The sequence below is a fragment of the Pseudoalteromonas sp. MMG013 genome, assembly GCF_018100885.1.
GTDB lineage: Bacteria > Pseudomonadota > Gammaproteobacteria > Enterobacterales > Alteromonadaceae > Pseudoalteromonas > Pseudoalteromonas aurantia.
In genome coordinates, this window is sequence record NZ_JAGJEE010000011.1 from 1 (window position 1) to 14,565 (window position 14,565).

The window sequence follows — 14,565 nt, forward strand, 5'->3', positions numbered from 1 at the left end:
CTGCTGAACTGTTAAATAATCCGAGTCCGTTACCTGAGATCACTGCACCCATACTTAAAAACTTCCTTCAAAAACATTATTGTTTATTTTTATATAAAGACCTTATCCAGTATTTTCTGAAAAAGTTTAGAAAAAATTTAAATGTATATGAAATTTCTTTTCTTACATCAGCTCAACGAGTACAAAACCGCTCTTAAGCCATTGTTAATACAACTATGAACAATCCGTATCAGCCCTCGGTAAAAAACTTAAACAGAAGCAGCGGAACAACCATCTATACCCTATATCACCTGTTCCATACGCAACCAAAGTAAAGCCCTTCAATGTAATAACACGTCAACTCACCACCAGCTTTTTAGCAAAAAACTACGATTAAACATTCACATAGTGAAAGAAATTCTTTAGACTAGCCTCGGACTATTTATTGAGACCTTTATGCTTCAACCATTTTCAAAAATACTGGTTATTTTTATAATGATGATTGCCTTTTTTGGGCAAGCTGCAGCGTATAGCATTTCTGTAACAATGAATGTATCAATGGACCCTCATTCGGTGATTGATACCGCCAGCATTGCTGCTGATAATTTAGCCACAACAAACAGTTCAAGCGATGATTGCTGTGACGTTGAATGTTGTGAAGCTGAATGTATTTGCCCAGCCAATACATGTACAACTACCCTATATTTGCCTCATGAAGAAGCTGGCGCTGAGTGTACTGCTTCATCGCACTCAATCTTTCCTCATAATACTCAACGCCCCACTCCCATAGTGAAATCACTTTTTCGACCGCCAATTGTAATCTCATAAGAGATGAGCACCGCTTATTCTTTTAAAAGTTAAAAATAATATAAATCAGTGCATTGCACACAATTTTTAGCGTTCTTTGAGGTCAAAAATGCTTCCTAAATATACCAAATTGGCAACAGTAGTGTTGCTAATACCTTCGCTTACTTACGCCAGTGAGCAGCATAATGAACATGAACACCATAAACATGAGCAAAAAAATATAGAGAAAATTCAAGTAACAGCCTCTCGGTTAGGTCGTATTGTTACAGAGTCAGCCACTCGCACCGAAATCATTAATGGTGAAGAAATTCAAGAGAAAGCACTGATGCGGCCAGGGAATATTTCTATGTTGGTGGCCGAAACAGGAGGCGTAAGAGTACAAAATACCTCGCCTGCACTCGGTAGTGCCAACATTCGGCTACAAGGGTTATTCGGTAGATACACTCAACTACTGAGCGATGGGCTACCCTTGTACGGCGGCCAAACCGCCTCTATTGGTTTGCTACAAATTCCTCCGACAGACCTCGCAAATGTAGAGATCATTAAAGGCTCTGCGTCTTCCCTGTATGGCGGCTCTGCACTTGGTGGAGTAATCAATCTGATTTCGCGAACGCCCTCTGACAAGTTTGAAGGTGAAGTACTTCTAAATGCAACCTCTAAAAATGGCCAAGACGTTACATCTTATTTTGCATCTCCATTAACTGATTCACTGAGTGCATCGGTCACAGCAGGGTTGCATCACCAGCAAGAACAAGACCTTGACGATGATGGCTGGATAGACCTAGCTGGGTATAAAAGGGCCAGTGTGCGCCCTCGATTATATTGGTATGGTGACAGTGGCGCCAATTTATACCTTACGTTTGGAGCAATGACAGAGCAGCGAGAAGGTGGCACATTGCCTAATGCAACCGTACCTGATGGAAACTTCTTCTTGCAAACACAAGACACCCTCAGAGTAGATAGTGGTTTTGTGTTTGATAAGCCGCTGGATGATGCTCTTAATATGAATATGCGTGGTTCCCTTACTCGTCAAGAACACCAGCATGAATTCGGTCAAGCATTAGATGACGACACGCACGAGAGCTATTTAATAGAATCAAGTCTATCAGGGTATCACGATGCAACCGCTTGGGTTATCGGAGTTGCGTATCAAGCTGACAAATTCAATTCTATTGCGTATCCAGAGTTTGACTACCACTACGAAGTCCCTGGGTTATTTTCACAACTTGACTATGATATTAACCCAGATACAGCGATATCATTGAGTGCACGCACCGATTGGCATAATGAATATGGCACCCAAGTAAGCCCCCGTATTTCAGTGCTGTACAGCCCTGAAAATTGGCTATTCCGAGGCTCATACGGGCAAGGCTTTTTTGCCCCTACCCCATTTATCGAAGACATTGAAGATGCCGGATTATCTCGGCTCGCTTCATTTGAAGGCCTTAATGAGGAGCGGGCCTCTACCGCTTCACTCGATATAAGCTATATCCTTGATAATATCGAAACCAGTGTGACCTTATTCGCTTCTGATATCGAAGACGCAACCGAGCTGCACACCATAGAGCAAGCTCAAAAAAATGCTCAAAAGCAAGTTCGTATTATTAATGCGATTGGTCAAAGTGAAATTCGTGGAGCTGAACTGTTGCTGCGCTATCGTTGGAGAGATATTAAATTTACCGGCAGCTATTTATACACAGATGCAAGCAAACAAGGGCAAACTGCCTTTGAGCGTACCACCTTAGCACTCACACCGGCTCACTCTGCGGGGTTAGTTGTTATGTGGGAAGAACACGGTAGTCATTTACTTGGGTTTGAAGCTTACTATACAGGAACCCAGCACTTAGAAGGCAACCCTTATCGGGACAAAAGCGACGCGTACTGGCATTTAGGCTTGTTAGGCCAAATCACCCTTGGTCACATTAGCTGGTTTATTAATGCCGAAAACTTACTAAACATCAGGCAAACCAAAGAAGACACGCTGATATTACCTAAGCAATCACCGAGTGGCCGATGGACAACCGATATTTGGTCAAGAAATGATGGTTTTACGGTCAATGCAGGTGTTCGTATTCAGTTTGGAGGTTAAACCCAATGTGAATCACAAAAGATAGACATAGAATACATTTTTCCTGTGTCTATCTCATTTTAACTCGTATTTAAACCGCCTTATGCCAAACGTAGATTGCAGTGCTCAATGGTCATTTCACTATTCGCAATATTATGACCTTTAACCTAAATTAGCCAATGCACTCGGTGACTCCCAGCCATAAATAAACTCTTTCACTTTATTTCCACAAGGGGTGTGCCAGTACCCATAGTCAATATTTTGTCCACCATGGTACTTGTAAAGCCGAATTGCCTGCTCATTACATGCGAGTACCTCAAGATACAAACCATCATTTTTATAATTTACAAAGGCCCATGACGCTGCCGCTATCAGCAATTTAGTACCTAACTGCTGGCAATACATCACCATAAGTTTCACGCCAACTCTGTGCATGCAATCGAGCAATATTTGATAAATTTTTAAGACTCGCTTCGCGAATGTCCATGTTTACACCTAGATCCTTTGATTATTTCACTACTTGTTTTATAAGCCAAAGCATATAATTTATCCAACACAGTCGACCTGCAACCTATGTGACTAAATAAACACAACGAAGCCATCATATTTACTCAGAGCACTCATCACTTTTTTGCTGTTAGGGTATTTATTCATCTTTAAACCGCCTGTCCAGTTTTCTTTTTTTCTTTTTCCTATACGGTTGAATAAATAAAATAATGCCGGTTATTGAAATAATAAGAACAACTAAAGAAACTGGCAGCATGAGCCAGATGTTGGCATTTTTCTCGAAGAAAGTACCATCATGAATTGACTCGATTAACTCTGAGTTACGTTGTGCTATGTGAAGTACCTTACCGGTCGTGCTATCAACTTGAATCTCTACACTATTGTGACTACGTATTTTCGTTATACCTTTACTCGGCCGAACATCTAGTCTGCGAATATCATCCCAATCAGTTATATTGGCACTCTCTACTGATTTAGCCACCGTCAGTATTTGCTCAAATGTCATTGTTGGCACCGTAAACTCCCCCTTAGCCGTCGGGGGTTGAATAAAGCTAAACTCTTTTTTGACCAGTAGCAAAATACCGGTGACTAATACCACAAGCAGCGGTAATGAAATAACAATACTCGCCCATTTGTGAATGCTTCTATTGGTTTTATATACACTCATTGCGCTTCTTTAAAACTGCCAGCTGGTTGATAACTTGAAACTTCGTTTAGGTTGAAATGCAGCATCTTCATCTAAACTCGCATAATATTCTTCATTGGTTATATTATTCACACTTAAACTCACACTGTGATGTACATTCAATTGATGCTCTAAAGATAAATCCCATACTGTAAAGCTATTTCGTACCTGCTCAGAGTTACCAACTTGGTTAACCTCTAAATAGTAGCTATAAGAATTTGTTAATGACCACCGTTCGAAAGTAAGGCGTGCTCTCCAACTTAACTTTCTAGGGTGTAAATCAGCTAATACTTGCCCTGAGTCATCTTCGCCAACTTGCTGCTGGTAACTTACTTCATGCTCTATGCTATCACTTTGATACCACCGCAACTCACTCTCAAACCCATAAACCTGTGCTCTACCTAAGTTCCGATAGCTCAGTTGGACATCATTAAGCGTGTAACGCTCAATATAATTGTTTAATTCATAGTGGTATAATGCGGTGTGGACGCTAATATGCTCTAGTGGATACCAAGTCACAAACAGTTGAGTACCAACGCTGGTTTCAGGCCTTAATGTTTGTTCACCAGCAATAACACCTCTAGGCGTTTTACCATAAAAAAATCGCTCCGTCAGCGTTGGATAGCGAAAACCGTTGCCAATATCTAATCCGGCCTTGAACGTATCAGACAAAGGGAGCTCGATGCTCAGTGATGCATTAAAGTGATTATCAACAGAACGTTCAGCTTGCTGACTGTGTTGCATCAACCAATCATACCTTAACCCCAGAGCAAGTTGCACATCCTTCCAGTGCCATTGTGTTTTGCCATACAGAGCAAAGTTATCTTCTTTGCCCGTCATCTCATTACTGATCAAGCTGTAACTTATGTCCTCTTTCTCACTATGAAGATGGTAATCACTGGTAATTTTTACCCCTTTACGTGATAGCCAGTCAATACCCCAGTAACTTTCTTGCTCTTTGAGTCTGATCTGATGTAGCCACTGGCCACCAAGTGTGTGGCTTTGATATTGCGTCAACCCATCGTACTGATCAAACCTGTGTGTTTCGCTATCCCAGTTTTGATAGTGATGAAAAAGTTTAACTGACCACTTATCATCAGCACTTACTTGAAGCTGTGCCAATGAATGTTGTTCTTGCGGGTAACTACTGACTTGTCGAATTGGATACTTGATATTACTTTTGCCAATATTCTTGCCAATGCTTGGCAACCAAGAAGCCGTCGTTGTATACCCATCGAACTGATGTTTGTACCTTAACAGTCCTGACACACGTTCAAACTCAGTGTTTAACACGTCACCATTAACAGCTTCGGCATCATTAGCCTGCTGATAAGCGAAAGCTGACGTAAAGTTATTATCTTGATGATTTACCGCCACGCTTATTCCTTGGTCAACACTTTGTCCAGATATCCTTAACACGGTTTTATCCAGCGACTCAGTACTCAGGCTCACTACGCCCCCCAACGCTTGAGAACCATATAAAGCGGAACTCGGCCCTTTAATAACCCTGCCTGTACTGAATAGCTGTGGTGCAATAAAAGAAGCCGAGTTACCTGCACGTCTGTCAGTAATAATAGGAATACCGTCTATTTCAGTTCTTATTCGCCCTCGACTAAAGCCACGAATAGAATAGCTTTGGAATTGGCCTCCTTGTCCACTTAGATTAACGCCCACCAGTGTCGATAGCTGATCAGCAATGGTGCGATTTAAGGTATAGGTAGACCTATCATCTATGTATGACATGGCGTGCTCTGTTCCGGCGATGACCAAAGGTTGTTTGGGCACTAAAATCTCAATGACTTCAAGCTCACTACCTTGCGCATAGACGAGCAAAGGAGCCGACATCAATATAAAAGAACTTATGGTTTTCATTGTAGAGATACTGCTTTATTAGCTGGTTATTAAATAATGATTTGGTAATGAAATTACACTGTGATCTTGTCTACTCTCAAACCCCGTTAAAAGGTAAGCGACACTGTAACAATGACAGTGTCGCTCATTATTGCATATTACTTAGTGATTAATGGTGCGCCCTTACTCCATGGACCACCCGCGTCAATAACTGACTTCTGAAGCTCAGGTATGGTCGTTTCTTGCAAACGTTTAATACGCGTACTTACATTGTCTAAACGTTTAATTGCATATGAAAACTGCTCTTTATGCTGCTTTGTTGGCCCATAAGAAGACCAATCTGCTGTCATAGCATAGCCTAAACGACTCGAAATATTAGCAGGCTTAGTGCCCATTCTATCTCGCGCATTCAACCCATTAAGTTCAAGATTAATCGCATTAATTTCTGTTTGAGCCTGCGCATAACGTGATTCCAATGAGGCAATATTGTTTGGCGTACGATCTATCGCCGTACGCAACGTCTGCATTGTCTTATTCAATTCACTTAGTACAGCATTCACAGCAGTGATCCGCTTTTGCGCTACCGCTATTTCTTTGCCGAACTTAAGTACCTCTTGATTAGCTGTAGGTAACGCACTATCAGTAATCGGTTTTAGCTCAAATTCTACCGCCTCAGCAAGTTGTGAAACAGCCCCATTAACGCGTTTATGCAAAGTCGCCGTATATATTCCAGGAATTGCCATTAAGCCAGCATTAAATGGGCTCCAACCTGATGATTCAACTCCCGTTACTGCTTTGCCTGTTGCATACGTCATATCCCAAGTTACACGATGTAGACCTTTGGTATTTTTACCCATAACTCGGTTCACAAACTTGCCCGCTGCATCTCGAATTTCAAGGTATACGACCGGCTTAGCTTCTTGATTCTCTTTTTCTATATCTTCCCAAGCTGGATATTTTGGATAATCCTGCGCTTTAACCATGTCTTTTTCGACCTTTTGACGGGCCTCTTTAATGGTTAATAAGCTTTCTTTCAAGAAGTAGGTTAAAGTTGCGCCATGCTCTGGATTTTTCGCTGCAAAACGATCATCCCCATCCGTATTCGTATGATTCGTATCTAACTGAAACCACTTAACGGGGCGACTAGGAGCCATGAGAAGTGCATCTTGCTCCATCGACTTTTCTGTTAATGCGCGCAGTGGTGCATAATCATCAAGAATATAAATACCACGACCAAATGTACCCGCTACTAAATCATTTTCACGGCGTTGTATTTTTACATCACGCGTTGCAATGGTCGGGATCCCACCGTCTAATTCAGTCCATTTCTGACCACCATCAACAGTAAAGAAAATACCAAACTCAGTACCAATGAACATCAGGTTTTTGTTTACATGATCTTGAACTATGCGCCAAACCAAATGTTTTTCAGGTAAAGTACTTGCGAGTGATTGCCAGCTTTTTCCTAAATTAGTTGACTTGATTAAGTAAGGTTTGAAGTCTCCATATTTATGATTATCAAGTGCGACATACACAGTGTTAGAATCAAATAAATCGGCTCGAATGTCATTTACATATGCGGTGTCAGGAATACCATCAATAGTACTAAGATCAATTTTTTTCCAGCTCTTTCCTGCATTTTTTGTCACTTGAATAAGACCATCATCAGTGCCTGCCCATAAAACCTTTTCATCAACGGGGCTTTCCGTGAAATTAGCAATGGTATGGTATTCAGACATCGCATAAATATCCCAACCAGCTTCGACTGACCACGTTCTCCCCATCACAGGCATATGCATTCGATTACCATTTTTAGTTAAGTCACCTGATATTGGTTCCCAACTGTCGCCTCGATCATCCGAACGCCATACCCTTTGTGATGCAAAATAAAGACGCTTGGCATCATGACTTGAAACATTAATTGGCGCATCCCAATTGAAACGTTCAGCCGGCTCGCCTGGACGAGGTTGAGGTTTAATGTATACGCCTTCTCTGGTTTTCAAGTCATGTCGCGTCAAGTTACCTTGCTGCCACTGAGAATACATAATGTTAGGGTTGCCAGGCTCTACAGCTGGTTGATGGCCATCGCCACCTAAGGTTAAAAACCAATCTTTGTTTTTAATACCTTCTTTACGCGTGGTACGAGAAGGGCCGCCTTGTGTTGAGTTATCTTGCGCACCTGCGTATACCGTATAGAAAGGTTCAGCATCATCAGGCGCTACTTTATAGAATTGAGTCAACGGCAAATTCGCCATAAAGCGCCAGTTGTCCATGCGGTCATGCGACATATAAATACCGCCATCAGAGCCAATTAAAACAAAATCAGGGTCAGTGGGGTGAAAAGCAAAGGCATGATCATCTACGTGTTTGCGCTTTGTATTGATTGGTATCCAAGTTTTGCCACCATCGTTAGAAACTTTGCTGTAATTACTGGCAATATAAACTCGATCGAAGTGGTGTGGGTCTGCAAAAATTTCTTGATAATAGTGTGGCCCAGTACCACCACCTACTTCATCAGATACTTTAGTCCAACTTGCCCCTCGGTTTTGTGAGCGGTAAAACCCCCCTTTACGGTTATCTGTCTCAATTGTCGCGTAAAGAACATCAGGATTTATAGGAGAAATTGCCATACCAATTTTACCCATATTGCCCGTTGGTAAACCTGTTTTCAGCTCAGTCCAAGTCTCACCACCGTCATCGGATGTGTGAATACCTGATCCTTCACCTGTTCCAACATAGGTAGCAACTGTTCTTTGCCGAGACCAGGTTGCTGCATACAATTTTTTCGGGTTTCGCGGGTCAATTAATAACGAAGTGACCCCAGTCCATTCATTTTCTGGTGTTAGTACTTGTTTCCAGGTTTCTCCACCATCTGTGGTTTTATATAACCCACGTTCGCCGCCACTACTCCAAAGTGGGCCTTGAGCTGAAACCCAAACTGTTTTTGAATCTGTTGGGTGAATGATAATATCTGAAATGCGTTCAGACTCTTTCAAGCCCATATTTTTCCATGTTTTTCCGCCATCTTCAGATTTATAAACGCCATCACCAAAACTAATATGACGACCGCCATTATTTTCACCTGTACCCACCCAAATAATATTGGAGTTGCTTGGGTCAATCGTCACATCACCTGTTGAATATACTGCTTGTTTGTCAAAAATAGGCGTCCAAGTCGTCCCTGCATTTGTGGTTTTCCAAACACCGCCCGAACCAACAGCTGAGTACCACGTTGATGGGTTATTTTGATCCACCGCAATATCTGCTATTCGCCCTGACATATAAGCAGGCCCAATATTACGCAGTTTCATTGCTTCGAAGGTTTTGCTACTAAAAATTGATTGTTCTTCATCAGACTTTGCTGCCAGCGCGTTAGAGGCAGCCAGCGCTAATGACACAGCTAACGCTGTTTTTAGGAGAGTTTTCATTTTCACACCAAAAGTTGTTTTTATTGTTTCCAATAGAAACATTACCCTAACATACGTCTAAACAGTGTAAAAAATCGCTCAAATTACAAAAAACAGAGTTTAATGAGATATTGTAACAATATATGTAATTGATGCATTCCCTCCTTTTTATGTTTCACCACTAGAATGTATCAATAGTGAGCTCAGTACAAAAATAATGTCGCTATCTTTCCTGTCCAACGACGGAACAAGAAAGTAAATATACTAACATCATGCGTAATTTACCCCACATATCATATTTTAAGCGAGTGCAATAAAATCGTAATTACTTCGCCAATATGATCTGCTATGGTTTTACTGGTTTTAAAAAAACAACAACAAGGACTTGATATGTACACTAAAACGATTAAAGCACTTTTATGGGGAACATTCATATCCCTCACAACTCATTCTCAAGCTCAAACTAAATCTGAAGAAGCCCCTCTGCTAATTATTGGTGCTTCATTTGCAAACGCTAACATGCCGTATTACAACGATCTTCAGGCACCACTTAATGGTATTGCCATAAACTCTGGTCGCTACCTATCTTTAGGCAACGCCCTTATCAGAGAACGCAGGCTATCGGGTCATGTAATTAACGAAGGCCAAGCAGGTGCAACAACATTTGACAGATTAACTTGTTTTCCTGGACCAGAATGTGTCGGTCCAGGTTGGGAAGGCTATGAAAAACAGTTTAGTAAAGCTTTAAGCCGCGTAACTTCATTTTCAGGAGAGGTTGCTGCTGAATATATTGTGATTATTCGTGGTAATGATTGTAATCATCCCGATGCATTTGGCATTCCTATGGCACAAACGAGCGAATGTACCTTAGAACAAATGGAGTCATACATCGATACCTTTGTAAGCGTGGCTAACCGAGCCTTGGCTGCCGGTATCACACCTATTTTTTCGAAAGCGCCAACCTATGAAGCAATTGATTGGGAAACAGTACGAGGTCGTTTCAACTGGCCATGGATCATCAGTAAAGATAATTATGAGGTTTTCTCTGATCTAAGGTTAAGCAGGTTACGAGCAGAAGTACCAAACGCAATATTTTTAGATGTTTGGCAAGGCTTTGAACCAATGGCGGACGGTTTACACCCCAATAGAAAAACAATGCAAAGGGCTGCAAAGCGAATTGCAAAAGCGATTAAGAAACATCGTAAAGAAAAAAGGAAATAGACCTTTCTATCCATATTACATTGGACGAGGGTTACCCATTATGCATAAACCATCAAAGTACATCAAAGCAATGCACAGTATTTTGGGCCAACCCTCGTAGAATCGCGGTCTATTTGTTTTTCTCAACATCGCTCTAAAGGCACAATCTTAGATTCATTTTCTAGATCTTTTACCTCAATAGAATCGCTCTTTTCGGTAAACATTACATGTCCTATCAGTTATAAAGTGTGACTGATTCATAGCCTGCTTTGGCTATAAATCCTACACCCTGACCTTTTTCCGTATTATCAGCATTTATAAATAGGGTTCGTAACTCTAAATACGCGTTGAATCTAACCAATAGAAAAGGAGCAGCTCAAAACAAGCGCGCCATCAACCTCTCTTCATTTACTTAATTCACGCCATATTTCATTATAATTTTTACAGTAAATTATTTTATCCTCATATTCATGGATAAAGTCTAAGATACGAACCATATTGTCTTGGTCAAATCCTTGATTCCACCAAAACATTTGCAGAAATGAGGCTAGCGATTCTTTTTGATAGTGACCCAACACAAACTTTCGTTTCAAAAAGCGTTTGAATATACGCCATTGCCTTAAAAGCGTGGGGGGATTTAAAATAACAATGAGATCAGCGTCACGAAATAAGCTTGCTAACCATTTGTAATAAACGCCTTCAACGATCCAATTATCGTGGGATAATATATGATTTAGCTTTTCTGTTCTTGCATGCTCGCTTGAACGAACATAAGCAAATTCATTTTTCTCCCAAAAGACGCTATCCAGATCAAACCCATTCAAGCCTGTTACCTGTTGAAGTTTCGCAGCACTAAACGTTTTTCCGCTGCCTGGGCCACCAATAATATGAATTTTACGATACTGCAAAACGACTCCCTCTATCTTAACATTGATATTCGAATTACATGTCTGCTATCAGCTGTAACCTACTATTCCGTATTGTATTGACGTTCAACCCGCCGGCTTTTTTAACTTCGAACATAACCAAAAGCTATAACCGACTCTGTTATTAGAATGCGTCAATTTCCCCTGTACATGTACAATAATAAGACAAACATAAGGTGACATATGAACATTAAAATCACGCAAACAATACTCATACTTGTAACATACTGGTTATCCTCGGTTGTGTATGTTGGTAAAACCCTCGCTGAGGTTGCCAATATGCTTGCCATGTCACCGTTCGATGCAGCCATACAGTTAGTGCAGCAAGGAGATGTACGTGTTGCGTCATTCAATATGGCTGAGTCAGACTTAACTGCATTTATGACCCAACCATGGGTCGTCACTTCCTCAGATGGTACGAATGGGCATCCGAGGAAGTTCGCATCATTTGCACAGAAGTATCACCAATATGTTAAAGAGAAAAAATGGCTCACTTTAACAGAGTATCTAAACCGCAGCACAACGCTGACGGCGAACATACTTGGGCTGGATAATAGAGGTAAAATCAAACTTGGTTTTCCGCAGATATAACCATATTCGACCCAAATACATTTCAAGGTGAGGCCGATTACCAACATTGGGATGCTATTTCAAAGGGTGTTCATACGGTTATTGTGAATGGCAAGATTACCGTTCACAATACCATTCACACAAACGCGCTTAGTGGGCAAGTTCTGCTTAAAAACAACTAGCATTCACCACAGGAAGGCGCTACATCTATAAGCTTTCCTGTGATTTTATTGTCGCATGCGCGTACGTTGTAACCCTACAAGCTGGCTTTAGCCTCTCATATTGGCCTCTATGCACTTTTATCCTGATGATAAGTCGGGTAATCACTGTAACCCGCCTCTGAACCGCCATACATAGTAGTAGGATCCACTTGATTCATTGGCCAATTGTTTTTTATCCGTTCAGGTAAGTCTGGGTTAGCGATAAATGGTCGTCCAAATGCAAAAAGGTCGCCATAGCCTTCATGTAATATTCTTAGTGCTTTTTCAACCGTATATTTACCTGCGTAAATGATCTTGCCTGAAAATAGCTGACGGGCGGTCTGATAGAACGCCACCGGTAAATCAGGGGCATTTTCCCAATCAGCTTCGGCAATCGATAAATATGCCAATCCGGCCTCTTCTAATAATCTAATTGCAGCGGTGTAGGTCTTTAACGGATCTGGTTCAACCAATCCTAAATATACCCGCTGCTCAGTGGTACTTTCAAATAGCGGCGCAAAGCGAACCCCTACTCGGCTCGCGCCAACCACCTGACTGACAGCCGCAACGACTTCTTTTAAAAATCTTAAACGATTTTCAAGCGAGCCACCATATTCATCCGTACGTTGATTTGTATGTTCAGAAATAAACTGATTAATCAGATAACCATTGGCACAATGTAACTCAACGCCATCAAAGCCCGCATTCAGTGCATTTTGTGCCGCAGCTGCATACATGTTCACTAAATCTTTTACTTCGGAGGTTTGCAACGCGCGAGGCTCGCTGGGGTTGGCCAAATCCCCCTCACCTGGCGCTGTTTCAACAAAAACCTTAACGGCATCGGCAGCCATGGCCGATGGTGCAACAGGCTTACCATTGTCAGGTTGTAAACTTGTATGAGATACGCGACCTACATGCCACAGTTGTGCAAAAATAATCCCCCCATTTTTGTGTACTGCATCAGTTACTAGTTTCCAGCCTTCCACTTGCTCTGGTGAATGAATACCTGGCGTCCAAGCGTAACCTTGCCCTCTAGGTTCTACTTGTGTGCCTTCAGTTACCATAAAACCCGCTCCCGCTCGCTGCGCGTAGTACTCAGCCATCAATTTATTTGGAATATTACCCGGCTGAGAGCTTCTTGAACGCGTTAATGGCGGCATTACAATGTGATTTTTCAACTCGTACGGGCCCAAAGTGGTGCGTTCAAAAAGAGCTTGGGTGTCAATATTTTCTTTTAACATGCCTATTCCTACTTATCTACTCAGCCTGCGTAACATCTTACTTAGACCAATTTTTTAATACTGCCAAAGCGCGATAAAACACGCTGTAACACAGCCAATTTAATTTGAGCCGCTAGCTTAGCTGCGCTAAGATACAAATAGAAACAAGGTTTGTTTGTATAGGCAACAAATATGAGTGGTTTACATAAATTAGAAATAAAGCAATTACGCATTTTAAGTGAGCTACTCGCGCTACAAAATTTGAGTAAAGTGGCACAGAAGGTTGGGTTAACCCAACAAGCGATCAGTGAACAGTTAAAGAAGCTAAGGGACATTCTGGACGACCGCCTATTTGTTCGCCAAGGTAATAAAATGGTACCCACACCCAGGGCACTCGCATTAGAAGCCCCGATAGCAGAGGTGCTGGTTCAGCTCGAGGACATTGTTAAGCCAGAGCATTTTGAGCCTGCAACCTATCAAGGCGTATTTTCTATCAGTGCAACCGACTACGCTACTCAAGCTTTATTACCTGAAGTGTTAAGTATTGTTAGGGCACAAGCGCCAAGTTTAAAACTCATTGTGCAAGACTTTGCAAGTGACAACGTGGTTGAATTAATGAGTTCGGGACAGTTGGATTTACTGATCAGCTTTCCTGACTTTATCCCTGATAATTTACCTTATGAATTGTTATTCGCAGAGCAACATTTATGTGTGGCAAGCAGGCAGTCGTCGTTGAACCAAAACACCCTGAGCATAGCCGATATCGCGAAGCAACCCCAATTAGTAGTCTCACCATCGAGGGCAAATCTAAAAGGTTCGCACGATCAATGGTTTGCTAATCTTGGACTAAAAAGAAACATCATCATGTCTGTGCCCAACTTTTCATCCGTGCCTGATTTATTATATGCGACGGATTTAATCGCTTTTTTTCCATCAAGATTACTGCCAAACAACAAGGTATCAATATTGGAAGTAGAGGCTCTGCCACCACCCTTTGAAGTCATTGTTGCATGGCATCCTCGTAGTAGCCAAAGTAAAATCCACCAATGGCTTATCGAACAGTTACGCTTGGTCATTAATCAACCTCGCACTATAGAGTAAGCATATACCGACATGGGTAAATAATTTAAGCCTTAAACCTATCG

Annotated in this window: 12 protein-coding genes; 6 read left to right on the forward strand and 6 right to left on the reverse strand. The window is 41.6% G+C overall.

What is annotated here, in order from left to right; all coding sequences use genetic code 11:
- From J8L98_RS11785 to J8L98_RS11795, 3 genes are all read left to right on the forward strand, one after another.
- Window positions 1–197, forward strand: a 197-nt coding sequence (locus J8L98_RS11785) for a hypothetical protein (RefSeq protein WP_210996575.1), incomplete at its 5' end; no start/stop codon positions are given.
- 238 nt (window positions 198–435) lie between these two features.
- Window positions 436–807: a hypothetical protein gene (locus tag J8L98_RS11790; RefSeq protein ID WP_210996576.1), complete on the forward strand. Its 372-nt coding sequence runs from the start codon at window positions 436–438 to the stop codon at window positions 805–807.
- A gap of 88 nt (window positions 808–895) precedes the next feature.
- Window positions 896–2,875 carry a TonB-dependent receptor gene (locus tag J8L98_RS11795; RefSeq protein ID WP_210996577.1) on the forward strand — a complete coding sequence of 660 codons (1,980 nt, stop codon included), beginning with the start codon at window positions 896–898 and terminating at the stop codon, window positions 2,873–2,875.
- 141 nt (window positions 2,876–3,016) lie between these two features.
- Here the strand turns inward: J8L98_RS11795 and J8L98_RS11800 are convergent, their stop codons facing one another.
- The 4 genes from J8L98_RS11800 to J8L98_RS11815 form a co-directional block, all read right to left on the reverse strand.
- Complete coding sequence (locus tag J8L98_RS11800) at window positions 3,017–3,265, reverse strand: GNAT family N-acetyltransferase (RefSeq protein WP_348771903.1); 249 nt, start codon at window positions 3,263–3,265, stop codon at window positions 3,017–3,019.
- A gap of 235 nt (window positions 3,266–3,500) precedes the next feature.
- Window positions 3,501–4,028: a PepSY-associated TM helix domain-containing protein gene (locus tag J8L98_RS11805; protein WP_210996579.1), complete on the reverse strand. Its 528-nt coding sequence runs from the start codon at window positions 4,026–4,028 to the stop codon at window positions 3,501–3,503.
- 9 nt (window positions 4,029–4,037) lie between these two features.
- On the reverse strand, window positions 4,038–5,918 hold the full coding sequence (locus J8L98_RS11810) for a TonB-dependent receptor (protein ID WP_210996580.1): 1,881 nt from the start codon (window positions 5,916–5,918) through the stop codon (window positions 4,038–4,040).
- Window positions 5,919–6,055: 137 nt separating this feature from the next.
- A complete protein-coding gene (locus tag J8L98_RS11815) occupies window positions 6,056–9,325 on the reverse strand; it encodes a glycosyl hydrolase (RefSeq protein WP_210996581.1) in 3,270 nt (1,089 codons plus the stop codon).
- A gap of 369 nt (window positions 9,326–9,694) precedes the next feature.
- Here J8L98_RS11815 and J8L98_RS11820 point away from each other — a divergent pair, with 369 nt between their 5' ends.
- Window positions 9,695–10,525: an SGNH/GDSL hydrolase family protein gene (locus tag J8L98_RS11820; protein ID WP_210996582.1), complete on the forward strand. Its 831-nt coding sequence runs from the start codon at window positions 9,695–9,697 to the stop codon at window positions 10,523–10,525.
- 383 nt (window positions 10,526–10,908) lie between these two features.
- Here the strand turns inward: J8L98_RS11820 and J8L98_RS11825 are convergent, their stop codons facing one another.
- The gene (locus J8L98_RS11825; protein ID WP_247682538.1) at window positions 10,909–11,412 is read right to left on the reverse strand and encodes a DNA topology modulation protein FlaR; all 504 of its coding nucleotides are present in this window, start codon (window positions 11,410–11,412) and stop codon (window positions 10,909–10,911) included.
- Window positions 11,413–11,613: 201 nt separating this feature from the next.
- Between J8L98_RS11825 and J8L98_RS11830 the strand changes: the two genes are divergently transcribed.
- Complete coding sequence (locus J8L98_RS11830; RefSeq protein ID WP_210996583.1) at window positions 11,614–12,021, forward strand: hypothetical protein; 408 nt, start codon at window positions 11,614–11,616, stop codon at window positions 12,019–12,021.
- Window positions 12,022–12,289: 268 nt separating this feature from the next.
- Here J8L98_RS11830 and J8L98_RS11835 read toward each other — a convergent pair whose 3' ends face one another.
- Window positions 12,290–13,441: an alkene reductase gene (locus tag J8L98_RS11835; protein ID WP_210996584.1), complete on the reverse strand. Its 1,152-nt coding sequence runs from the start codon at window positions 13,439–13,441 to the stop codon at window positions 12,290–12,292.
- 171 nt (window positions 13,442–13,612) lie between these two features.
- Here J8L98_RS11835 and J8L98_RS11840 point away from each other — a divergent pair, with 171 nt between their 5' ends.
- A complete protein-coding gene (locus J8L98_RS11840) occupies window positions 13,613–14,521 on the forward strand; it encodes a LysR family transcriptional regulator (RefSeq protein WP_210996585.1) in 909 nt (302 codons plus the stop codon).
- The last annotated feature ends 44 nt before the right edge of the window (window positions 14,522–14,565 follow it).

Coding starts and splice junctions, on each gene's coding strand:
- J8L98_RS11815 (WP_210996581.1), bottom strand. CDS start 9,325: ATGAAAACTCTCCTAAAAACAGCGTTAGCTGTGTCATTAGCGCTGGCT.
- J8L98_RS11810 (WP_210996580.1), bottom strand. CDS start 5,918: ATGAAAACCATAAGTTCTTTTATATTGATGTCGGCTCCTTTGCTCGTC.
- J8L98_RS11830 (WP_210996583.1), top strand. CDS start 11,614: ATGAACATTAAAATCACGCAAACAATACTCATACTTGTAACATACTGG.
- J8L98_RS11805 (WP_210996579.1), bottom strand. CDS start 4,028: ATGAGTGTATATAAAACCAATAGAAGCATTCACAAATGGGCGAGTATT.
- J8L98_RS11800 (WP_348771903.1), bottom strand. CDS start 3,265: ATGGTGATGTATTGCCAGCAGTTAGGTACTAAATTGCTGATAGCGGCA.
- J8L98_RS11835 (WP_210996584.1), bottom strand. CDS start 13,441: ATGTTAAAAGAAAATATTGACACCCAAGCTCTTTTTGAACGCACCACT.
- J8L98_RS11790 (WP_210996576.1), top strand. CDS start 436: ATGCTTCAACCATTTTCAAAAATACTGGTTATTTTTATAATGATGATT.
- J8L98_RS11795 (WP_210996577.1), top strand. CDS start 896: ATGCTTCCTAAATATACCAAATTGGCAACAGTAGTGTTGCTAATACCT.
- J8L98_RS11840 (WP_210996585.1), top strand. CDS start 13,613: ATGAGTGGTTTACATAAATTAGAAATAAAGCAATTACGCATTTTAAGT.
- J8L98_RS11820 (WP_210996582.1), top strand. CDS start 9,695: ATGTACACTAAAACGATTAAAGCACTTTTATGGGGAACATTCATATCC.